This window comes from Bradyrhizobium ingae, assembly GCF_055791185.1.
The window spans coordinates 26,297-47,568 of sequence record NZ_JBVUBB010000037.1; the positions used below are offsets into that span (position 1 = coordinate 26,297).

Here is a 21,272-nt window from a genome sequence, read left to right on the forward strand (position 1 = left end):
ATCCCTCCTGGATCCGGGCGTACGATTGACCGAACCGCGCGAGCTGCGCAAGAGGTAAAGCCGCACCGAGCAGCGCCGCATGCCCGCGGCTGCCCACGCTATCCACCGTTCATCTGACCCGTTCCGACGGATACTCGACGGCGCGGCCGAAATCCGCTGTGTCGTCATACGGCGTTACGAAAAATCGCGGAGAACGTCGCTCGAAAGGGCTGCCGGCAAGGCATGAGAACACCAGCGGGAATGTGTCGACGAGCGTGAGGTCGTCGACTGCGGCCGCGCGACACTGCGCCGGAAGTCGCATCGCATCCAAAGCGCCGAACCTTTCATGCAGGTCGGCATCGGACCAATCGGTCGGCGGCTGCTTGAACTGACCCCGGAAGGCGCTCCCGTGATCCGACTGTAGGATGATCAGCGCGCTGGAATCGGATCGGACGATCCGCTGCAACAGCGTCAGCGCCTGCGAATTGGTGCAGCGAAGCTGATCGATGAAGGCCGGACGGTTCTCCGGAATCCAGAGCTGGAGGTCCGGATCGGCGGTACGGAAGCCGCAGTCCGCCGTGAAGCGGATCGGCGGATGGGGCGCCAGCACATGCGCGTACAGGAAGAACGGCGATGGCGTCGAACGGATCGCCGCGAGCTTCGCCGTCAGATCGTCGACGCCGCCCCATGCGAACGGGGCTGCCTGCCGGTATTTGAGAACGAGATCGATGATCGGCGTGTTGGACAGGATGGCGATGTCGAGCTCGTCGAGCCCGAGATTGCCTCGGATGCATTTCGGAACGTCCGGCGCGCATTGCGTCAGATAGTCGTAGCCGTTCTCGAAGTGGACGTAGGTGTATCCGGCTGCCGTGAGGCGCGACACCGTCCGGCTCTTGCCCCGCACCAGCGCCTGCATTTTCTCCGTCGACAACGGCTTGAGCGCGTCGCCCTCGCCCTCGACGGTGTAGTCGGCGTTGACCGTGCTGGAGATCGAGTTGATGGTGGACGGGAAATTCGATCGGCTCTTGCCGAGGACGACGAAGTCGAGCGCGGCAAGCGACCGGATGAAGTCGCTGTTATCGAACGCGAACTCCTCCTTGAGCACATCCTGCCGCGGATAGCCGTCCAGCACGATCCAGTAGATATTGGGCGAGATCCTGAAGCTGGCCGCCGGCTCGCTGCTATCGGTGGTGAGCGCCTGTGCACTGCGCTCCCGCGTCAGGATCGTCGCGATGCGCGCCAGTGACGGCGCCGAAAATGCAATGGACACGGCAAGGCAGATCGTGATGGTCGCAGGCTCGCGCAGCAGGCTCAGCGCGAGGACGCCGGTGCCGATCGTCACCGCGGTCCAGACCGCAGGCGCGGATTCGCCGAGATGGGCCTTCAGCTCGCGATGGATCAGGCCGACATCGTAGGCGAAGAACACGAAGACCATCAATCCGGTCGCGAGCAGGATCCGCCACAGTGCAATCCGGCGCAGCAGCAGCGCCAGGCCGGTTGCGATGAGCGCCGCGACGGCGAGCGTGGCGGCTGCGTAGGTCAGCACCCGCGTCGGGCTCGTCAGCTCGGCCATATTCGCGGCGTAGAAGTCCAGCAGCGGAACGGTTGACAGGATGACGGCGGCTGGCAGCGCGCGGAGCAGGCCGGACGTGTCGTCGATGCGCAGAGGCATGCCGGTTCAGCCCGCAAGTCTTTTCGAGTTCTTACGGCGTGCGGCCGCCGGGCGTCAGCTCGGGCCGCTGCACGATTCGGATGTTTGGTGGGGATCGCGGAACGAGCCTGGATCACGCATCACGGTCGGAGGAAGGTCCGCTGGACCAGACCTCCGGCGATGTCTTGGAGCGGGAGAACAAGCCCAGGATTCGCTTGCCATAGGAACGGATGGCAATGAGGCCGCCGGCAACGGCGGCGATCAGACCCTGCACGGCGAACGCCCCCGTGCCGGGATCCAGATAGGCATAGGCGTTGGTCGGCATCAGCGCGGCAAGGCCGGCGAGCAGCCCAACGATCACCATTGGAGAGCTGTTTTTCTTCATTGAACGCCCCGTCACTGCAATGGCGGTCCGGCCAGAACGCGCCAGGACCGCTAACAGCTACAGAGCGTAGCATTCCACCAGAAGGCGTAACCTTAAATCTTGTCCATCAAACGAAGTGTGACAGGCGTATGTGACTTTTGTGCATCTATCGTCGCAACGCCAATTTCGAAGAACAAACCGTCCTGGAAATAATCAGAAATAATGCTCAGCGCCGCGGATGCGCGCTGGCGTAGACTTCGAGCAGCCGCTCGGAATCGATGCCGGTATAAACCTGTGTGGTCGACAGCGAGGAATGGCCGAGCAATTCCTGGATCGCGCGCAAGTCGCCGCCGCGCGACAGAAGATGCGTGGCAAAGGAATGCCGCAGCGCATGCGGCGTGGCGCTGTCGGGCAGGCCGAGTGCGCCGCGCAAGCGCTCCATCGCGAGCTGGATGATGCGCGGGCTCAATGGACCGCCGCGCGCGCCGACGAAGATCGAGCCTTCGGCGGGAAGCGGATGCGGGCACATCGCGACATATTCGGCGACCAGCGCCAGAACGTTTTGCAGCACCGGCACCATGCGCGTCTTGTTGCCCTTGCCGGTGACGACGAGCACGTCGCCTTCGCCGGGGCGCGGCACGTCGCGCCGCTTCAGCCCGAGGGCTTCCGAGATACGCAGGCCCGAGCCGTAGAGCAGGGCCATCACGGCGGCGTCGCGCACGAGGATCCAGGTCTCGCGTTCTTCGCCGGCACGTTCGTCGGCATCGGTGAGGCGTTTGGCCGAAACCATCGGCAGTGGCTTCGGCAGGCTCTTGGCCACCTTCGGCGCGCGGATCGCGGAGAGCGCGCCGACCTTGCCCTTGCCTTCGCGCTCCAGAAAACGGCCGAACGAGCGCAGCCCCGCAAGCGCGCGCATCAAGGAGCGGCCGGCGACGTCGTCGGCGCGGCGCATTGCCATGAAGGCTCTGATGTCGCTCGCCTCGAGCGCAGCAAAGCGCTTCAGCGTCACGCGCTCGCCCCAATGGGTGCAGAGGAAATCCAGGCACTGCCTCAGGTCGCGGGCATAGGCCTCCAGCGTCTTCGGCGACAGCCGCCGCTCGGCACCCAGGTGCGACAGCCAGCGCATCATCTCCTGCGCGATGTCAGGATCGGCGCTCGCGAGCTGGATTTGTGGGGCGGCCGCTTTGCTCATGCGCTCTGGACGTAATGATTCCGCTCAGTATATCGCATCAGACCCGTTTACTGTTCGCTAAGGCCGTCCCACGGCGCTAGCTTCAAGGCCCCAAGGTTCCGATTCTCCGTCCATGGATCATTCGTCGCGCAGCACGACCGCTCCCCAGGCCACATCGACCCGCATGGTCGACGTGCTGGTGCCGGTCGCGCTCGACCAGACCTATTCCTACCGCGTGCCGCGCGGCATGGAATTGAAGGTGGGTGATCTCGTCGGTGTGCCGCTCGGCCCGCGCGAGGTGCTGGCGGTGGTATGGGCCGAGAACGCCAATCCGGATCCGCGCCTGCACAACCGTCTGAAGGATGTCAGCGAGAAGCTCGATGTTCCGCCGCTGAAGAGCGAGCTGCGCGCGCTGGTCGACTGGGTCGCCAACTATACGCTCGGTCCGCGCGGCATGGTTTTGCGCATGTGCCTGCGCATGGGCGAGAACCTCGGCCCCGAGCGGACGCGCGCCGGCGTGCGGCTGGTCGGCGATCCCCCGAGGCGCCTGACGCCGGCGCGGCTGCGCGTGATCGAGGTGCTGTCGGATCGCCTGCTGCACGGCAAGTCCGATGTCGTGAAGGAGGCGGGCGTCTCGGCCGGGGTGATCGATGGCCTCGTCGACGAAGGCACGCTCACGGTCGAGCCGTTGCCGCCGCCGCCACCACCGCCGGCGCCCGATCCCGCCTACGGCCAGCCGGAGTTCGCGCATCTGCAGCGCGCCGCGGTCGATGCGATGCGCGCGCTCGCAGCCAACGGCACCTTTCATGTCGCCCTTCTCGACGGCGTCACCGGCTCGGGCAAGACCGAGGTCTATTTCGAGGCGGTGGCTGAAACCATCCGCCGCGGCAAGCAGTCGTTGATCCTGATGCCGGAGATCGCGCTTACCGGCCAGTTTCTCGATCGCTTCGCGCAACGTTTTGGCGTGCGGCCGCTGGAATGGCACTCGGAACTGACGCCGCGCACCCGCGCGCGCAATTGGGCGGCGATCTCGGAAGGCAGCGCGTCGGTCGTGGTCGGCGCGCGCTCGGCGCTGTTTCTGCCCTACGCCAATCTCGGCCTCATCGTCGTCGATGAAGAGCACGACCAGGCCTACAAGCAGGACGACGGCGTGCATTATCACGCCCGCGACATGGCGGTGGTGCGGGCGCATATCGCAAAGATTCCGATCGTGCTGGCATCGGCGACACCATCGGTCGAGTCCGAGGTCAATGCGCGCAAGGGACGCTACCAGCGCATCGCGCTGCCCTCGCGTTTCGGCGGCCAGCACATGCCGCATATCGAGGCGATCGATTTGCGCCGCGAGCAGCCCGCGCGCGGCCGCTTCATCTCGCCGCGGCTCGCCGGCGAGATCAAGACCGCAATCGAGCGGCGCGAGCAGGCGCTGCTGTTCCTCAATCGCCGCGGCTACGCGCCGCTGACGCTATGCCGGGCCTGCGGCCATCGCTTTGCCTGCACGATCTGCGATGCCTGGCTGGTCGATCACAGATTCCGCCAGCGGCTGGTCTGCCATCACTGCGGTTTCTCGATGCCGCGGCCGAACGCCTGCCCGCATTGCGCGGCGGAGGAATCGCTGGTCGCGGTCGGGCCCGGCGTCGAGCGCTTGCAGGAGGAGGCGGCTGCGCTGTTCCCGCAGGCCCGCGCCATGGTGCTGTCGAGCGATCTCATCACCTCGATCGAGACCATGCGCTCGGAGCTGAACGACATTGCCGAGGGCCGCGTCGACATCATCATCGGCACGCAGCTCGTGGCCAAGGGCCACAATTTTCCGCGGCTCAATCTGGTCGGCGTGGTCGATGCTGATCTCGGCCTTTCCAACGGCGATCCGCGCGCCGCCGAGCGCACCTGGCAGCTGCTCAACCAGGTGATCGGCCGCGCCGGCCGCGAGCAGGGCCGCGGCGTCGGCTATCTCCAGACCCATCAGCCCGAGCATCCCGTGATGAAGGCGCTGATCGCCTGCGATCGCGAGGCGTTCTACAACAGCGAGATCGATCTGCGCGAGCGCACGCTCTATCCGCCGTTCGGACGGCTCGCGGGCCTGATCATTTCCGCGGGCGATCGCCCGAGTGCGGAAGGCTTTGCGCGCCGCCTCGTTGCGCTGGCGCCGCGCGACGAGCGCGTGAAGGTGCTGGGCCCCGCCGAAGCGCCGCTCGCCGTGATCAAGGGCCGCTATCGCTTCCGCATCCTGGTGAAATCCGCGCGCGGCTTCGATCTCTCGGACTATTTGCGCAACTGGCTTGCCGTGGCGCCGAAGCCGAAAGGCAATCTCAAGCTCGAGACCGACGTCGACCCGCAGAGCTTTTTGTAGCGTCGCGATCCATCCCTGTTGTTGTGTTGGCCCAACAAGGCACCCTGCACCCCCTCCCCCGCAAGGGGGGACGGAACGCACCGCGCGATCGATCAACACCGTCCTTGCAATGACGAGCGCACGAAAAAGCCCGCCGTCCCCCAAGACGGCGGGCTTGTTTCGAACGCAGCAAGTTTCACACGGTCCGTTGCGGACGATGAAGCTGCCGGGCTCGCCTAAGAGATGCGCGTCGGACGACGCGTCAGGAGACGACTTCCGCCGTCACGCGGCCGACGCCGGCGCCGGTCAGGCCGATGGCGCGGGCAGCGCCGGTGGAGAGATCGAGGACACGGCCGCGAACGAACGGGCCGCGGTCATTGATGGTGACGATGACGCTCTGGCCGCCATGGGTGACGCGGAGCTTGGTGCCGAACGGCAGCGAACGGTGCGCCGCGGTCATGGCGTTCTGGTTGAAGCGTGCGCCCGACGCTGTGCGGCTGCCGGACTCGTTGCCGTAATAGGAGGCCATGCCGGAAAAGCTGTGGCCGGAACCCGAAGAGGGCGCCACGGAGGCGTTGGCATTCATCCAGGAACCCATGTTGTTGGAGGTGTCGCTGGTGCCGGCTTCGTGATGGCGGTGGTGATGCCGGTAATGGTGGTGCCGGGATTTGGCGGATGCTTCGGTGGCAGTTCCACCGAGGACAAGAGTGGCGGCGACGAAAGCGAGTGCCGTCCGCGGCCGGGTTGCAAACCCCAGCGTTTTCAATGTCAACATTTATTGGTCCCTACGCTAGTATTGCCACACATGTGGCCAGTGGAGCCCCCATCAGTTTGTGAGCGGTAGCGCGTTTCACGCCGCAATGCGGCATGAATTGGGCAGTAATTTCGTCATGTGTCGGGTTGAGACATCTTGTTATCCGATCGGATATTCCTCGGATGTTTTGTTATCTCTGTCGTTAACGATTAATTAACTAATCGAATACTTACGAATACTGTAAAGCCAAGTTATCAGCGGGCGCGTTGAGAATTTGATAAGTAATTGACCAAGTGAATCGGCGGCCGCCGGACTCACGTCTCTGCGAGCTGTGTTCATGGCCGCTATGCGCAAAAGGCAGGAACGAATTCCTGTCGGGCCGCCCGCTCGGTCGCCTTTGGGCGCCGGCGGAACGGGGCGCCGCCCGCATGGCCGAGGGTGACCTGTGACCCAAAACAGGGACGGAGAGCCGCAGCCTTTAAGTTGGCGTCATGTTGCACGTGCGCGCCTGCTATGTTAGCAAAGCGCCGATTTTAACGAGCCCGGCACTTCCCTGTGTCGGTCGAAAATCGAAGTCCCGCTTGAATTCCAAGGGCTTGGATCGCTAGGCGCCGCTTTCGTGGCGACGGTTTTTCCCTTGCGAGTTTGACAGCTATAAAGAGCGCGTCTGTGGCTGCAGAAGATACGTCCGTTTCAGGTGTGTCCGGCCGTTATGCAACGGCCTTGTTTGAACTGGCCCGCGACCAGAATGTGGTCGATGCGGTCAAAGCCGATCTCGACCGGTTCGGCGCCATGCTCAGCGATAGCGCCGATCTGAAGCGCCTCGTCCGCAGCCCGGTGTTCTCGGCCGATACCCAGTCCAAGGCGCTGGCCGCGGTGCTGGACAAGGCCGGCATATCAGGCATTTCCGCCAATTTCCTCAAGGTGCTGACCGCCAACCGCCGGCTGTTCGCGGTGGTCGACGTCATCCGCGCCTACGGCGCGCTGGTCGCCAAATATAAAGGCGAGGTTTCCGCCGACGTGACCGTCGCGGAGCCGCTCTCGGACAAGAATCTCGACGCCCTCAAGGTCGCCCTCAAGTCGGTGACCGGCAAGGACGTCGCGCTCAACGTGAAAGTCGATCCCTCGATCATCGGCGGCCTCGTCGTCAAGCTTGGCAGCCGCATGATCGATAGTTCGCTTCGCACCAAACTCAATTCGATCAAGCACGCGATGAAAGAGGCAGGCTGATGGACATCCGCGCCGCGGAAATTTCCGCGATCCTCAAGGACCAGATCAAGAATTTCGGCCAGGAAGCTGAAGTCTCCGAAGTCGGACAGGTGCTGTCCGTCGGTGACGGTATCGCTCGCGTCTACGGTCTGGACAACGTTCAGGCCGGCGAAATGGTCGAGTTCGAGAACGGCACCCGCGGCATGGCGCTGAACCTCGAAACCGACAACGTCGGCGTCGTCATCTTCGGTGCCGACCGCGAGATCAAGGAAGGCCAGACCGTCAAGCGCACCCGCGCCATCGTCGACGCGCCGGTCGGCAAGGGCCTGCTCGGCCGCGTCGTCGACGCGCTCGGCAACCCCATCGACGGCAAGGGCCCGATCCAGGCCGACAAGCGCATGCGCGTCGACGTCAAGGCGCCCGGCATCATTCCGCGCAAGTCGGTGAATGAGCCGATGGCGACCGGTCTCAAGGCGATCGACGCCCTGATCCCGATCGGCCGCGGTCAGCGCGAGCTGATCATCGGCGACCGCCAGACCGGCAAGACCGCGATCGCGCTCGACACCATCCTGAACCAAAAGCCGCTCAACGCGCAGCCCGACGAGAACATCAAGCTCTACTGCGTCTACGTCGCGATCGGCCAGAAGCGTTCGACCGTCGCCCAGTTCGTCAAGGTGCTCGAAGAGCAGGGCGCGCTGGAATATTCGATCGTCGTCGCCGCCACCGCTTCCGACCCGGCGCCGATGCAGTACATCGCCCCGTTCACCGGCTGCACCATGGGCGAGTACTTCCGCGACAACGGCATGCACGCCGTCATCATCTATGACGACTTGTCCAAGCAGGCCGTCGCCTACCGCCAGATGTCGCTGCTGCTGCGCCGCCCGCCGGGCCGCGAAGCCTATCCGGGCGACGTGTTCTATCTCCACTCCCGCCTGCTTGAGCGCGCCGCAAAGCTCAACAAGGACCAGGGCTCGGGCTCGCTGACGGCGCTGCCGGTCATTGAAACCCAGGCCAACGACGTGTCGGCCTACATCCCGACCAACGTCATCTCGATCACCGACGGCCAGATCTTCCTGGAAACCGACCTGTTCTTCCAGGGCATCCGCCCCGCGGTGAACGTCGGTCTGTCGGTGTCGCGCGTGGGTTCGTCCGCGCAGACCAAGGCCACCAAGAAGGTCGCCGGCAAGATCAAGGGTGAGCTCGCGCAGTACCGCGAAATGGCGGCGTTCGCGCAGTTCGGCTCCGACCTCGACGCCTCGACCCAGCGCCTGCTCAACCGCGGCTCGCGCCTGACCGAACTCCTCAAGCAGCCGCAGTTCGCGCCGCTGAAGATGGAAGAACAGGTCTGCGTGATCTGGGCCGGCACCAACGGCTATCTTGATCCGCTGCCACTCAACAAGGTTCGCGCCTTCGAGGACGGTCTCCTGTCGTTGCTGCGTGGCAAGAACGCCGACATCCTCAACGCGATCCGCGACAGCCGCGACCTCTCGGACGACACGGCGGCCAAGCTGAAGGCCGTGGTCGAAGGCTTCGCGAAGTCCTTCGCTTAAGAAAGAAACGTCATGGCCGGGCTTGTCCCGGCCATCCACGCGTTTCGGCGTGGACAGACGAAGACGTGGATGCCCGGGACGCGCCCGGGCATGACGACTGGGATAGGCTAGCGGCTTGATCGCAAAGGTCGAACCGCCGGGGTGAACGAAGAATGGCGTCACTTAAAGACATGCGGGTCCGCATCGCCTCCACCAAGGCGACGCAGAAGATCACCAAGGCCATGCAGATGGTCGCCGCGTCCAGATTGCGCCGCGCCCAGCAGGCGGCGGAAGCGGCGCGGCCCTATGCCGACAAGATGGCGGCCGTGATCGCCAACATCGCCGGCGCTGCCGCGGGCTCGCCCGGTGCACCGAAACTGCTCGGTGGCACCGGCAAGGACCAGGTTCACCTGCTGCTGGTCTGCACCGGCGAGCGCGGCCTGTCCGGCGCTTTCAACTCCTCGATCGTGCGCCTGGCGCGCGAGCGGGCCCTCGCCCTCCAGAACGAGGGCAAGGAAGTCAAATTCTTCTGTGTCGGCCGCAAGGGCTATGAGCAGCTCCGCCGCCTGTTCGACAAGCAGATCGTCGAGCACCTGGATCTGCGCGCTGTCCGCCAGCTCGGCTTCGTCAACGCCGAGGATATCGCCAAGAAGGTGCTGGCCCGCTTCGATGCCGGCGAATTCGACGTCTGCACGCTGTTCTACGCGCAGTTCAAATCTGTGATCGCCCAGATCCCCACCGCGCAGCAGATCATTCCGCTGAAGGTGGAAGAGAAGGCGGCGAACGCGCCGTCGACGTCCTACGAATACGAGCCGGAGGAGGACGAGCTCCTCTCCCGCCTGCTGCCGCGCAATATCGCGGTGCAGATCTTCCGCGCGCTCCTGGAAAACAACGCCTCGTTCTATGGCGCGCAGATGAGCTCAATGGACAACGCCACCCGCAACGCCGGCGAAATGATCCGCAAGCAAACCCAGATCTACAACCGAACCCGTCAAGCCCAGATCACCAAGGAGCTGATCGAGATCATCTCCGGCGCCGAGGCGGTCTGAGGCACGAACGACGGTCGTTCACGTATAGAATTTCGAAGGAGAGCTCTTCATGGCTACAGCAGCTAACCCGGTCGGTCGCGTCACCCAGGTCATGGGCGCCGTCGTCGACGTGCAGTTCGAAGGCCACCTGCCGGCCATTCTCAACTCGCTGGAAACCAAGAACGGCAGCATCCGCCTGGTGCTGGAAGTCGCCCAGCATCTCGGCGAGTCCACCGTGCGCACGATCGCGATGGACGTGACCGAAGGTCTGGTGCGCGGCCAGGAAGTGACCGACACCGGCCAGCCGATCGCAGTTCCGGTGGGTGACGGTACGCTCGGCCGCATCATGAACGTCATCGGCGAGCCGATCGACGAAGCCGGTCCGATCAAGTCCGACGGCAAGCGCGCCATCCACCAGGACGCGCCGACCTACACCGACCAGTCCACCGAAGCCGAAATTCTCGTCACCGGCATCAAGGTCGTCGACCTTCTTGCTCCATATGCGAAGGGCGGCAAGATCGGTCTGTTTGGCGGCGCCGGCGTCGGCAAGACCGTGCTGATTCAGGAGCTGATCAACAACGTCGCGAAGGCGCACGGCGGTTACTCCGTGTTCGCAGGCGTCGGCGAGCGTACCCGTGAGGGCAACGACCTCTATCACGAGTTCATCGAATCCAAGGTCAACGCCGATCCGCACAATCCGGATCCGAGCGTGAAGTCGAAGTGCGCGCTGGTGTTCGGCCAGATGAACGAGCCGCCGGGCGCGCGTGCCCGCGTCGGCCTCACCGGTCTCACCGTCGCCGAGCACTTCCGCGACCAGGGCCAGGACGTGCTGTTCTTCGTCGACAACATCTTCCGCTTCACGCAGGCCGGCTCGGAAGTGTCGGCGCTGCTCGGCCGTATTCCTTCGGCGGTGGGTTACCAGCCGACGCTCGCCACCGACATGGGCGCGCTGCAGGAGCGCATCACCACCACGCAGAAGGGCTCGATCACCTCTGTGCAGGCCATCTACGTGCCGGCCGACGACTTGACCGACCCGGCGCCCGCGACCTCGTTCGCCCACTTGGACGCCACCACCGTGCTGTCGCGCGCGATCTCGGAAAAGGGCATCTATCCCGCCGTGGACCCGCTCGACTCGACCTCGCGCATGCTCTCGCCGCTCGTTGTCGGTGAGGAGCACTATCAGACCGCGCGTATGGTCCAGCAGGTGCTCCAGCGTTACAAGTCGCTCCAGGACATCATCGCCATTCTCGGCATGGACGAGCTCTCGGAAGAGGACAAGCTGACGGTGGCCCGCGCCCGCAAGATCGAGCGCTTCCTGTCGCAGCCGTTCCACGTCGCCGAAATCTTCACCGGCTCGCCTGGCAAGTTCGTCGAGCTCGCGGATACCATCAAGGGCTTCCGCGGTCTCTGCGAAGGCAAGTATGACCACCTCCCGGAAGCGGCCTTCTACATGGTCGGCACCATCGAAGAGGCGGTCGAGAAGGGCAAGAAGCTGGCGGCGGAAGCCGCCTAAGCTTGCTCATCTCGTCATCGCCGGACTTGATCCGGCGATCCATCGAAAGAGAACTTTAGCGGATGGACCCGCGGGTCAAGCCCGCGGGTGACAACCGAAGCAAGCGGAAACACCATGGCCACCTTCCACTTCGATCTCGTCTCTCCCGAAAAACTCGCTTTCTCCGGCGAGGTCGATCAGGTCGACATTCCCGGCTGGGAAGGTGATTTCGGCGTGCTCGCCGGACATGCTCCGGTGGTGGCCGCGGTGCGGCCGGGTATCCTCACCATTATCACCGGCGGTCAGAAGCAGAAGGTCATCGTAACCGGCGGTCTCGCCGAAGTGTCCGACAACCGTCTGACGGTGCTCGCTGACGTCGCCACCTCGATCGACGAGCTCGACCGGGCGCAGTTCGCCGACACCATCACGCAGATGCAGGAGAAGCTCTCCGAGAAGGAGGGCGGCGAGCTCGATCTCGCAATCGCGCGGCTCGACCACTACAAGAACATCCAGAGCCAGCTCAACACGACGGCGATGCACTAGCCGTCCGCCATCGCCGGATCGTCGAAAAACTGTAGCAAATTCAGCGCTCGTCACGGCCGTGACGGGCGCTGAAACTTTGTTGCACCGCGCCGCCGATAGCGGCATTCTCCCCGCGGGAATGGAGTTCCAGGGCTGGTGCAGATGAAACGCAAGATCGCGGCGATCTTCGCAGCGGATATTGCCGGCTATTCCAGGCTGGTGGCGGAAGACGAAGAAGAGACGCTGCGGCGTCTTGCGTCCTACCGGGCTGTCGTCGACGATTTCATCGCCAAGGCCGGCGGACGCATCTTCAACACCGCTGGCGATGCCGTGCTCGCGGAATTTCCGAGCGCAGTGGATGCGGTGCGCTGTGCGATCGACATCCAGGAATCCCTGCGCACCCGCAACATGGCCTATCCGCCGAGCCGGCAGATGTCGTTCCGCATCGGCATCACCATCGGCGACGTGGTCGAGCGCGACGGTGATCTCCTCGGCGATGGCGTCAACATCGCCGCGCGCCTCGAGGGGCTTGCCGAAGTCGGCGGCATCTGCGTCTCGCGCGCAGTGCACGAACAGGTCGCCAACAAGCTCTCGGTGCAGTTCGCCGATATCGGGGCGCAGGAGGTCAAGAACATTCCGACCCCCGTGCACGCCTACATGGTCGCGATGCGCCGCGAGGACGGAAGTTACTCGACACCGCAGGTCAAGAAGCCGGGCGCCAAAGCCGCGCCGGCGCCGAACTGGATGTGGCCGCTGGTGGTCGCGGTGGTCTCCATCGTCGCGATCGGTGTTGCGGGCTTTCTCTACTTCACCAAGCTGGAGCAGTCGTCGACGGCCGTTGCGACCTCGAGCCCGCCGCCGGCGGCAACCGCAGCCGCCGCGCCGAGTGTGCCCGCGACGCCGGGCAGCACCGCACCAGGCTCAACGGCCAAAGCACCCGCGAGCACACCGATCGCGGCCCCGACGGCAACACCGACAGCGGCGGCCGCAGCGTCGCCCAGTTCGGCGCCATCGCCGCCCGCAGCCGCGGCCGTCAAGTTTCCGGCCGACGCCGTTCCTTTCGTCAGCGAACGTGTTCGCAGCTATCTGAGTAATGAATACACGGCCGCCGGTGACTACAAGGCGTTCGCGTTGAACATCGGCGGCTTCACCGGCGCCGCGCTCAATCAGCCGAGTGAGGACGCCGCTCGAAACTCTGCCGTCGAACAATGCCAGAAGCGCGCCGATACCGCGCAATCGCCGCGCCGCTGCGAGATCTACGCGGTCGGCAACAATGTGGTCTATGCGCACGGCAAGCCGCCAATGCCGCCGCAGCCCTTCATGCGCCACGACGCCATGACCGAACGTGCATTCGCATCGAAGGATGTGCCGCTGCTGCGCGATCAGGGCAAGCAACGGCTCGAGACCATGTTCGTCCCGGCGGCCAAATCGCGGGCCCTCGCACTCGGGCCCGCCGCGGCTCAGTACTTCATGATTTTCGGCGCGCCGTCACCCGACGAGGCAATGCGACGCGCGCTGGAGTCCTGCGGAGCGATTGCGGGGGTGGCTTGCATCATCGTCGCGCTCGATGACAATTTCGTCGTGCCGATTCCGAGCCTGTTCAAGGTCACCGGATTCTTCCATGCTGCGAGCAATGCCTCGATCGCGGCTGATGCGCGCGACGACGTCGTGCGCAAGCTTGGCGATGCGATGGGCTGGAATGCAGTGGCCGTCGGCACGACGGGGCGTCCGGGCCTCGGCCTGAAGTCCGCGGACGAACAGGGCGCCGTCAACACCGCGCTCGCCGATTGCGCCAAGCGCGACAGCGATTGCCACGTCATCGCCATCGGCCCGTTCACGGTGGGGCCGAACTAGGGCGAGATGTCTTAAGTTGAATCGATTGGGCCGCGGACTCGCTCGACCTCTCCCGCTTGCGGGGGAGGTCGGCGCGAAGCGCCGGGTGGGGGCTTTTCCACTCAGGGACACTCGATTGCGGAAGCACCCTGCCTCTCCCGCAAGCGGGAGAGGGAGTACACGCGTGGCAACGATTGCGCCGTGACGCTGATTTTGCCGGGCGAGTCAGTGGCTTCTCAAAATCCACCGTGCATCGCGCCGGCGTTTGCCGGCTATTGTGCATGGGGTAGTTCTCGACATTTTAGCTTCCGAACGATGCAAACTGCTGCGCGACCGCGCGATAAACCTCGCGGCGGAACGGCACCACGAGATCGGCGACACGGTCGAGGCGCTCCCAGCGCCAGGCATCGAATTCCGCGGGCTGGCCGTTGCGCGGCGTCAGCGGATCGATCTCCTCGTCGCGCCCGGTGAAGCGCAGCGCGAACCATTTTTGGCGCTGGCCGCGGAATTTCGCCAAGCGGTGGGTCTGCGGTCCGTCATAGGGCGGGAATTCGTATGTGAACCAGTCGGTCTCGCCGAGATATTCGGCACTCTTGACGCTGGTCTCTTCCCAGAGCTCGCGCATGGCGGCATCGCGCAGGTTCTCGCCTTCGTCGACGCCGCCTTGCGGCATCTGCCAGTCGAGGCCGGGCAGGATGATCTCGGGGCCGTCACCGCGGAAGCGATGGCCGATCAGCACCAGGCCGTCGGCGTTGAACAGCGCGATCCCGACATTGGGACGATAAGGCTTTTGATCGGGCACTGATCTCTTTCTTCGTCATTCCGGGGCGCGCGAGGCGCGAGCTCGGAATCCATAACCACAGGCCGGTGTCAGTTGAAAGGTCGTGCTTGATATCTGTCGCAGCAATTACCGCCTGGGGTTATGGATCCCCGGGATGACGGGCGAGAATGTGGCGGCTGCGGATCAATCTACTCTTCCGCCAGCGCGGCAAATTCCTGCACCACGCGATCATAGACCGGCCGCTTGAAGGGAATGATCAGCGAGGAAAGATTCTTCATCGGCTCCCAGCGCCAGGTGACGAATTCCGCCTTGTGACCGCCGCCGCCGGGGTTGGCGACGTTGATCTCGCTGTCCTTGCCGGTGAAGCGCATGGCGTACCATTTCTGGCGCTGGCCGCGATAACGGCCCTTCCAGGCGCGACCAGCGACCGTGCGCGGGATGTCGTAGGTGAGCCAGTCGGCGACCTCGCCGAGCCGCTCCACCGAGCGCACGCTGGTCTCTTCGTAAAGCTCGCGCGTGGCGGCTTCCCAGGTATCCTCGCCGGGATCGACGCCGCCCTGCGGCATCTGCCAGACATGGGTCTCGTCGACATGCTCGATGCCGCCGGCGCGGCGCCCGATGAAGACCAGTCCGCCCTTGTTGAGCAGCATCACCCCGACGCAGGTCCGGTAGGGCAGATCCTCGTAACGCGTCATTCCGCCAAACCCTCTCGCCACTCGTGGCCGACCCTTTCGGCCCCGGAGGACCTGCCGCGCCAATTCGTCGATTCAGCTGGATTTTGATTTCAACATCGCGGTTGTCAATGGCACCAGCAGGACACCGCGGTCGGGAAGCGTCTTGATCCAGGCGCCCAACCGCTCGATCGAGACGGGGAGGGCGGAAGCGGTGCCGATGGCGACGCCGCGCTCGCGGGCGATGGATTCGAGCTTGTTCAGGGCGCGGTCGATCTCGGCGCCGGTCGGCACGGCGTCGATTGCGATGTCGCCCTTGCCGAACGGCATGGCCTGGCCCGCGGCAGCCTGGGGCGCGACGCTGCGCGGCGAGGAGCCGTCGTCGAAGAAGCCGAGCCCGCGCTTGGCCGCCTCGCGCACGATCGGCTGCATTGCCGCGTCGGTGGCGATGAAGCGCGCGCCCATGAAATTGGCGAGCCCGGCATAGCCCTGCATCCGGCTCAAATGCCAGTACAGCCTGTCCATGTTCTGCTCAGCGCTCAGCGAAGTCAGCAGGGTCTGCGGGCCCGGATCATTGTCGGGGAAATCGTAGGGTTCCATCGGGATCTGGAGGAAGATCTCGTGGCGCTGGGCGCGGGCGCGCTCGGCGAGTTTTCCAGGATCCGATCCATAAGGCGTGAAGGCCAGCGTCACCGCGCCCGGCAGTTTCATGATGGCGTCAGCGGTCTTGGCGGCTCCGACGCCGAGCCCGCCGATGACGATCGCGACAACGGGCATCTTGGCTGCCTTGGCGCGGTCGGCTTCCGCCGCATAGACCGTGAACGGCTTCAGATCGGCGGCTGCGATCGGGATCATGCCGTAGCGCGACTTCTCGAGCAGTCGCTGATCGACGCCGGACATGATGGCTGGCGCGGCGGAAGCGGGGTCACCCTTGTCGGCGCCTTCGCCGCCGCTGCCGATCACGACGTCATGACGTGCGCCGCTGGAGCCGTCGATGATGGTGACGGTCTTCTGGTCGCCGGGCGCAGCCTGCTTCGGCGCGGCTTTGGTCTCGTGCCCCGAACTTTCCGGCGCAGCGGCTGCCGGCTTGTCCTCGGCGGCCTTCTCGCGAATGGCGACGCGCGTGATCGGCTCGCCGCCGAGCGGATCCTTGTGGAAGATGGCAAAGCCGGCGAAGGTCGCGAGGAAAAGCAGAAGCAGCACGGCGAGGACCTGCAGTCCCGTGAACGGGAGCCGCAGCCGGCGTTTGCGGCGCGGCTTGTCCCGTCCGAGCGGGGCGCTCAGATCATCGGCCGTTTCAGTCATGCGCGATCCCGAATCACTCGAGCCGACGATACCACGACGCGGTCAAGCGGCGGCAGGCCGGGGGTCTACCGGGAGCGGGCTTGTCAGCAAAAAGGGCGGCTCCGGGAGCCGCCCTTTCGAAACGTCTAGGTTGCCGCGTGGCGTCAGTTCGCCGGCTTAGTTCGCTGGCTTAGTTCGCTGCCTTGGGCTTGTCCGCCGCTGCCTTGTCGGTACCCGGCGCGGGCGCCGCGGAGGCGCTGTTCTTGATGCCGTGCAAGAGGTCATCGGCCATCTTGAGCGCCTTGTCGTCCTTGGCATCAGGCGGAACGTAGGACTGCGAGCCGGTCTTCTCGTCGCCGTCGTTCTTGAGGTGGCCGCGCAGCGAGGCCTCGCCCTTGGTGTCGGTGCGGGACTTCAGCTCATCCGGCACGTCCTGCAGCACTTCGATGTCGGGCACGATGCCCTTGGCCTGGATCGACTTGCCCGACGGCGTGTAGTAGCGCGCCGTGGTCAGCCGCAGCGCGCCGTTGCCGCTGCCGAGCGGAATGATGGTCTGCACCGAGCCCTTGCCGAACGAGCGCGTGCCGACAATGGTCGCGCGCTTGTGGTCCTGCAATGCGCCGGCGACGATTTCCGAAGCCGAGGCCGAGCCGCCGTTGACCAGCACGATCACCGGCTTGCCCTTGGTCAGGTCGCCCGGATGGGCGGAGCGGCGTTGCGTCTCCTCGGCGTTGCGGCCGCGGGTCGACACGATCTCGCCGCGCTCGAGGAGCGAGTCGGACACGGTGACCGCTTCTTCAAGAAGGCCGCCGGGATTGTTGCGCAGATCGATGATGTAGCCCTTCAGCTTGTCGCCGATCTGGGTCGAGAGATTGGCGATCTCCTTCTTCAGGCCTTCGGTGGTCTGCTCGTTGAAGGTGGTGATGCGGATGTAGGCGATGTCGTCGGCCTCGACGCGTGCGCGCACCGAGCGGACGCGGATGTTGTCGCGCACCAGCGTGACGTCGATCGGATTGTCGACGCCCTTGCGGATGATCTTGAGCTTGATCTTGGTGTTGACGGGGCCGCGCATTTTCTCGACCGCCTGGTTCAGGGTCAGGCCCTGCACCGCCTCGTCGTCGAGATTGGTGATGATGTCGTTGGCCATGACGCCGGCGCGCGAGGCCGGAGTGTCGTCGATCGGCGAGACCACCTTGATCAGGCCGTCCTCCATGGTGACCTCGATGCCGAGGCCGCCGAACTCGCCGCGGGTCTGCACCTGCATGTCACGGAAGCTCTTGGCGTCCATGTAGCTGGAGTGCGGATCGAGGCCGGAGAGCATGCCGCTGATCGCCGATTCGATCAGCTTGGTGTCGTCGGGCTTCTCGACATAGTCGGAGCGCACGCGCTCGAACACATCGCCGAACAGATTGAGCTGGCGATACGTGTCCGCGGTCGCGGCGCGCGCGCTCGAGCCCATGAACACCGCGCGCGGCTGGGTCACGAACAGCGTCAGCGCCGCGCCGGTGGCCGCGCTGAGGAGGATAACTGAAGTCTTGCGCATCATCCGCGAACCTTCTCGCCTTCATTTGCGGCCCACCATGGGCCTGGATCGATTGGAGTGCCGTCTTTGCGGAACTCGACATAGAGCACAGGTTGACTCGCATTGGTGGCGAGAATGGAGGCGACTTGGGATGTCGACCCCATGGTCGCGACCGGTTCACCCGTGAGCACGAACTGTCCGATGTTTACCGAAATGCGCTCCATCCCGGCGATCAGGACATGATACCCGCCCCCCGCGTTAAGGATCAAGAGTTGTCCATAGCTGCGGAAGGGGCCGGAATAAACCACCCAGCCGTCACACGGTGTCGTGACCTGGGAGCCGGGCCTGCTTGCCAAAGAAATGCCCTTTTGGACGCCGCCGACGCCGTCGGAACCGCCAAAATCCCTGATCTTGGTACCGTTGACGGGCAAAGGCAGCAGGCCCTTGGCCGAGGCGAAAGCGATTGCCGGGCTGGTCCGGGAACGGTCCTTGAAAGCGGCCGGCCCCGGCTTGGCGTTGGCGGCCGCTTTCGCTTCGGCCTGCTTGGCCGCTTCGGCCGCCTTGGCGGCGCTCTGCAGATCCTGCTCCATCTTCGCGATCAGGCCCTGGAGGTCGCCCACCTGCCTGGAGAGCGCAATGGCGCGCGCGTTCTCGGCGTCGAGGTCCTTTTCCCGCGAGGCCTGCTGGCGCTGCCGTTCGTCGACGAGGGCTGCAAGCCGCGTCTGATCGTTGCGGACCTTGTCGCGGTCGGCGGCGAGCTGGTCGCGCTCGGTTGCGATGTTCTTGCGCAGGGCTACGAGCTCGCCGAGCTCGCTTGCGATCTTCTCGGCGCGGCCACGCAGTTCCGGAACCACTGCCCCCAGCAGCATCGCCGTGCGCAGCGATTGCAGCGCGTCCTCGGGCCGCACCAACAGCGCGGGCGGCGTCCGCCGGCCGGCACGTTGCAGCGCGGCCAGGACCTCCACGATGTCGGCGCGCCGCGAATTGAGCGAATTCCGCATCTCCTGCTCGCGCCCGTTCAGCGTGGTCAGCCGCGATTCGGCTTCGCCGATCTTGGTCTCGACGTTGCGCACATTGGCGGCGGTGTCGATCAGTTGCTGGTTGAGCTGGGTGCGGTCCTGGCCGAGCGAGGCGATCTCGGCCTTCAGCTTCGCCTGCGCCTCCTCGGCGTTCTTCTGCCGCTGCCGTGCAGCCTCGAGCTCCTGCTCGCGCTGCTTGATCGCGTCGGCCGAGACTTCGGCAGTCTGCGCCGCCGGCGGCGCGGTCTGCGCTGCGGCCGGCGCAAGCTGGCTGCCGGCAAGGCCTGCGATCAGCAACAGGTTGAAAAGCTGAGCCCGCATCGCGTCGGAAAAGGTGCTCGTTGTGGCGCGAATCACGCGCGATGATAAGGATGGCCGGCCAGGATGGTTGCGGCCCGATAAAGCTGTTCCAGAAGCATGACGCGTACCATCTGGTGCGGCCAGGTCGCCGCGCCGAACGCGATCACGAGCTTGGCCTTACGGCGCAATTCGGGCGAAAGTCCGTCCGCCCCGCCGATGACGAATATTGTATGTGCGCCCCCCTCGTCGCGCCAGCGGCCGAGATTCCGTGCGAATACGGTCGAGTCGAGATTTTGCCCGCGCTCGTCGAGCGCCACGATCACCGACTTGTCGGGAACATGCGAACTGATTGCCGCGGCCTCTTCGGCCATGCGCGTCGCGCTGTCCCGCGCGCGGCTTTCCGGAATTTCATGAATGGTCAGCTCGCGGAAACCGAGCTTGCGGCCGACCTCGTCGAACCGCTCGAAATAGCGTTCGGCCAGCTCCCGTTCGGGGCCCTGCTTCAGCCGGCCTACCGCAATGATTGCAACACGCATGACGTCGTAAGAGCCGCGTTTTCAACCCACGCGCATAAGGCGCGCGCACGACGCTAGCATGCGCGTCGGCCGATTCGAAATCGGCCTCTTCAGTCTCTAGATCGCCTTCGCCGCCCCAGGGCCCTGCGTGTACAATCTCTCGAGATTGTAGAACTCACGGACCTCGGGTCTGAACACGTGCACGATCACGTCGCCGGAATCGATCAGCACCCAGTCGCAATTGGGCAAGCCCTCGACATGGATGTTCTTGATGCCGGTTTCCTTGAGGCTCTTCGTGACGTTTTCCGCGATCGCGCCAACGTGCCGGTTGGCCCGGCCCGTGGTGACGATCATGTAGTCGGAGTACGCCGATTTGCCGCGAAGGTCGATGGTGACCGTCTCTTCCGCCTTCATATCCTCGAGGCGGGAGAGGATCAGGCTCAGCGTCTTGTCGGCGTCGGGTTGCGCCTTCAAGGCCGCAGCTTTGGTCGATGTTTTACGCGTAGGCTTAGCAACCTTGGGTAAAACAGACTTGGACAATACAGACGTGGCCAGGGACCATTCCTTTCACTGTATCGCGAACGCCGAATCCGGCACTCACTGGTTACACTACATCATGTGGGGTTAAGGGTTTCAATATGCCAGAGCCTGTTTCCCGCACGATCCGCCTCACGCCTCATCGGCCGCCTTCCAGCTCCCGTCCGGGTTCCGCAAGGTGGTGGACGACAGGCTGAGCTTCAGCCCGGTGAGGAAGACCCATGCCGGCGCCTGGCGGTCCGCAAGCCGCGCCGCCTCGTTCTCGGGCAAACGGTAACGGGCGAGGGCCTGGGCGGCCGGCGAAGCGAGGGCGCGAAAACTTTGCGGCGGACGGTCGATGACCGCCATCGGCACCTGGGCCGCGATGCGCTGCCAGTCCTGCCAGCGATGGAATTGCGCGAGGTTGTCGGCGCCCATGATCCAGACAAAGCGCAGGCCGCTCGCGCGGCGGCGCAAGAAGTTGATCGTGTCGATAGTGTAGCGCGTGCGGATGACGGATTCGAGACAGCTCACCTCGATGCGCGGATCAGCAGCGAGATCGCGCGCGGCCTTCATGCGCTCGCCGAGCGCGTGCAGCGCGCCGTTCTCCTTCAGCGGATTGCCCGGCGTGACCAGCCACCACACGCGATCGAGCCTGAGGCGCGTGAGCGCGAAGCGGCTGATCGCGCGATGCGCGTGATGCGGCGGATTGAAGGAGCCGCCGAGCAGCCCGATGCGCATGCCATCGGTGTAAGACGGCAATGCTTGCGCCACGAAGCGCGGCACGACGAAATTGTTGCTCAATG

General features: G+C 64.8%; 19 protein-coding genes. 7 read left to right on the forward strand and 12 right to left on the reverse strand.

All coding sequences use genetic code 11. From position 1 onward, the window contains the following. Nucleotides 1-109: 109 nt before the first annotated feature. The 3 genes from ACV1FX_RS34285 to ACV1FX_RS34295 all read right to left on the reverse strand — a co-directional run bounded on the left by ACV1FX_RS34285 (nucleotide 110) and on the right by ACV1FX_RS34295 (nucleotide 3,186). Nucleotides 110-1,651: a sulfatase gene (locus ACV1FX_RS34285; protein WP_473121963.1), complete on the reverse strand. Its 1,542-nt coding sequence runs from the start codon at nucleotides 1,649-1,651 to the stop codon at nucleotides 110-112. A 112-nt stretch (nucleotides 1,652-1,763) separates the two neighbouring features. Beyond that, on the reverse strand, nucleotides 1,764-2,015 hold the full coding sequence (locus ACV1FX_RS34290) for a hypothetical protein (RefSeq protein WP_473121964.1): 252 nt from the start codon (nucleotides 2,013-2,015) through the stop codon (nucleotides 1,764-1,766). Nucleotides 2,016-2,220: 205 nt separating this feature from the next. Continuing rightward, on the reverse strand, nucleotides 2,221-3,186 hold the full coding sequence (locus ACV1FX_RS34295; RefSeq protein ID WP_473121965.1) for a tyrosine recombinase XerC: 966 nt from the start codon (nucleotides 3,184-3,186) through the stop codon (nucleotides 2,221-2,223). A gap of 112 nt (nucleotides 3,187-3,298) precedes the next feature. On the opposite strand from ACV1FX_RS34295, the gene ACV1FX_RS34300 reads away from it, so the two are divergent. After that, entirely contained in the window at nucleotides 3,299-5,512 is a 2,214-nt protein-coding gene (locus ACV1FX_RS34300; protein WP_473121966.1) for a primosomal protein N', read from the forward strand. Between the two features lie 241 nt (nucleotides 5,513-5,753). On the opposite strand, the gene ACV1FX_RS34305 is transcribed toward ACV1FX_RS34300, so the two are convergent. Next, on the reverse strand, nucleotides 5,754-6,266 hold the full coding sequence (locus ACV1FX_RS34305; RefSeq protein WP_473121967.1) for a septal ring lytic transglycosylase RlpA family protein: 513 nt from the start codon (nucleotides 6,264-6,266) through the stop codon (nucleotides 5,754-5,756). 648 nt (nucleotides 6,267-6,914) lie between these two features. Between ACV1FX_RS34305 and ACV1FX_RS34310 the strand changes: the two genes are divergently transcribed. From ACV1FX_RS34310 to ACV1FX_RS34335, 6 genes are all read left to right on the forward strand, one after another. Next, entirely contained in the window at nucleotides 6,915-7,475 is a 561-nt protein-coding gene (locus tag ACV1FX_RS34310) for a F0F1 ATP synthase subunit delta (protein ID WP_473121968.1), read from the forward strand. Continuing rightward, nucleotides 7,475-9,004, forward strand: coding sequence for a F0F1 ATP synthase subunit alpha (atpA, locus tag ACV1FX_RS34315; RefSeq protein ID WP_473121969.1), 1,530 nt, complete (start codon nucleotides 7,475-7,477; stop codon nucleotides 9,002-9,004). Before ACV1FX_RS34310 ends, atpA begins: the two co-directional genes overlap by 1 nt. Before the next feature lie 152 nt (nucleotides 9,005-9,156). Next, a complete protein-coding gene (locus tag ACV1FX_RS34320) occupies nucleotides 9,157-10,032 on the forward strand; it encodes a F0F1 ATP synthase subunit gamma (protein ID WP_473121970.1) in 876 nt (291 codons plus the stop codon). A 49-nt stretch (nucleotides 10,033-10,081) separates the two neighbouring features. Continuing rightward, nucleotides 10,082-11,524 carry a F0F1 ATP synthase subunit beta gene (gene atpD / locus ACV1FX_RS34325; protein ID WP_473121971.1) on the forward strand — a complete coding sequence of 481 codons (1,443 nt, stop codon included), beginning with the start codon at nucleotides 10,082-10,084 and terminating at the stop codon, nucleotides 11,522-11,524. Between the two features lie 114 nt (nucleotides 11,525-11,638). Then, entirely contained in the window at nucleotides 11,639-12,046 is a 408-nt protein-coding gene (locus tag ACV1FX_RS34330; protein ID WP_473121972.1) for a F0F1 ATP synthase subunit epsilon, read from the forward strand. 141 nt (nucleotides 12,047-12,187) lie between these two features. Next, entirely contained in the window at nucleotides 12,188-13,879 is a 1,692-nt protein-coding gene (locus tag ACV1FX_RS34335; protein ID WP_473121973.1) for an adenylate/guanylate cyclase domain-containing protein, read from the forward strand. Nucleotides 13,880-14,159: 280 nt separating this feature from the next. Here ACV1FX_RS34335 and ACV1FX_RS34340 read toward each other — a convergent pair whose 3' ends face one another. The 8 genes from ACV1FX_RS34340 to ACV1FX_RS34375 form a co-directional block, all read right to left on the reverse strand. Beyond that, nucleotides 14,160-14,660, reverse strand: a complete 501-nt coding sequence (locus tag ACV1FX_RS34340) for an RNA pyrophosphohydrolase (protein WP_473121974.1) — start codon at nucleotides 14,658-14,660, stop codon at nucleotides 14,160-14,162. A gap of 167 nt (nucleotides 14,661-14,827) precedes the next feature. Continuing rightward, the gene (locus tag ACV1FX_RS34345) at nucleotides 14,828-15,334 is read right to left on the reverse strand and encodes an RNA pyrophosphohydrolase (RefSeq protein ID WP_473121975.1); all 507 of its coding nucleotides are present in this window, start codon (nucleotides 15,332-15,334) and stop codon (nucleotides 14,828-14,830) included. A gap of 72 nt (nucleotides 15,335-15,406) precedes the next feature. Next, nucleotides 15,407-16,615, reverse strand: a complete 1,209-nt coding sequence (locus tag ACV1FX_RS34350; protein ID WP_473121976.1) for a divergent polysaccharide deacetylase family protein — start codon at nucleotides 16,613-16,615, stop codon at nucleotides 15,407-15,409. Nucleotides 16,616-16,784: 169 nt separating this feature from the next. Next, nucleotides 16,785-18,140: a S41 family peptidase gene (locus tag ACV1FX_RS34355; protein ID WP_473121977.1), complete on the reverse strand. Its 1,356-nt coding sequence runs from the start codon at nucleotides 18,138-18,140 to the stop codon at nucleotides 16,785-16,787. Beyond that, a complete protein-coding gene (locus ACV1FX_RS34360; RefSeq protein ID WP_473122011.1) occupies nucleotides 18,137-19,456 on the reverse strand; it encodes a murein hydrolase activator EnvC family protein in 1,320 nt (439 codons plus the stop codon). The genes ACV1FX_RS34355 and ACV1FX_RS34360 overlap by 4 nt, the downstream gene beginning before the upstream one ends. A 32-nt stretch (nucleotides 19,457-19,488) precedes the next feature. Beyond that, nucleotides 19,489-19,971: a 23S rRNA (pseudouridine(1915)-N(3))-methyltransferase RlmH gene (gene rlmH / locus ACV1FX_RS34365; protein ID WP_473121978.1), complete on the reverse strand. Its 483-nt coding sequence runs from the start codon at nucleotides 19,969-19,971 to the stop codon at nucleotides 19,489-19,491. 96 nt (nucleotides 19,972-20,067) lie between these two features. After that, nucleotides 20,068-20,424, reverse strand: a complete 357-nt coding sequence (gene rsfS / locus ACV1FX_RS34370; RefSeq protein WP_027523570.1) for a ribosome silencing factor — start codon at nucleotides 20,422-20,424, stop codon at nucleotides 20,068-20,070. A gap of 195 nt (nucleotides 20,425-20,619) precedes the next feature. Continuing rightward, nucleotides 20,620-21,270, reverse strand: a complete 651-nt coding sequence (locus tag ACV1FX_RS34375) for a nicotinate-nucleotide adenylyltransferase (protein WP_473121979.1) — start codon at nucleotides 21,268-21,270, stop codon at nucleotides 20,620-20,622. Nucleotides 21,271-21,272 lie beyond the last annotated feature (2 nt).

Coding starts and splice junctions, on each gene's coding strand:
- atpD (WP_473121971.1), top strand. CDS start 10,082: ATGGCTACAGCAGCTAACCCGGTCGGTCGCGTCACCCAGGTCATGGGC.
- ACV1FX_RS34320 (WP_473121970.1), top strand. CDS start 9,157: ATGGCGTCACTTAAAGACATGCGGGTCCGCATCGCCTCCACCAAGGCG.
- atpA (WP_473121969.1), top strand. CDS start 7,475: ATGGACATCCGCGCCGCGGAAATTTCCGCGATCCTCAAGGACCAGATC.
- ACV1FX_RS34285 (WP_473121963.1), bottom strand. CDS start 1,651: ATGCCTCTGCGCATCGACGACACGTCCGGCCTGCTCCGCGCGCTGCCA.
- ACV1FX_RS34335 (WP_473121973.1), top strand. CDS start 12,188: ATGAAACGCAAGATCGCGGCGATCTTCGCAGCGGATATTGCCGGCTAT.
- ACV1FX_RS34355 (WP_473121977.1), bottom strand. CDS start 18,140: ATGATGCGCAAGACTTCAGTTATCCTCCTCAGCGCGGCCACCGGCGCG.
- ACV1FX_RS34345 (WP_473121975.1), bottom strand. CDS start 15,334: ATGACGCGTTACGAGGATCTGCCCTACCGGACCTGCGTCGGGGTGATG.
- ACV1FX_RS34330 (WP_473121972.1), top strand. CDS start 11,639: ATGGCCACCTTCCACTTCGATCTCGTCTCTCCCGAAAAACTCGCTTTC.
- ACV1FX_RS34300 (WP_473121966.1), top strand. CDS start 3,299: ATGGATCATTCGTCGCGCAGCACGACCGCTCCCCAGGCCACATCGACC.
- ACV1FX_RS34290 (WP_473121964.1), bottom strand. CDS start 2,015: ATGAAGAAAAACAGCTCTCCAATGGTGATCGTTGGGCTGCTCGCCGGC.
- ACV1FX_RS34350 (WP_473121976.1), bottom strand. CDS start 16,615: ATGACTGAAACGGCCGATGATCTGAGCGCCCCGCTCGGACGGGACAAG.
- ACV1FX_RS34360 (WP_473122011.1), bottom strand. CDS start 19,456: ATGCGGGCTCAGCTTTTCAACCTGTTGCTGATCGCAGGCCTTGCCGGC.
- ACV1FX_RS34295 (WP_473121965.1), bottom strand. CDS start 3,186: ATGAGCAAAGCGGCCGCCCCACAAATCCAGCTCGCGAGCGCCGATCCT.
- ACV1FX_RS34305 (WP_473121967.1), bottom strand. CDS start 6,266: ATGTTGACATTGAAAACGCTGGGGTTTGCAACCCGGCCGCGGACGGCA.
- rlmH (WP_473121978.1), bottom strand. CDS start 19,971: ATGCGTGTTGCAATCATTGCGGTAGGCCGGCTGAAGCAGGGCCCCGAA.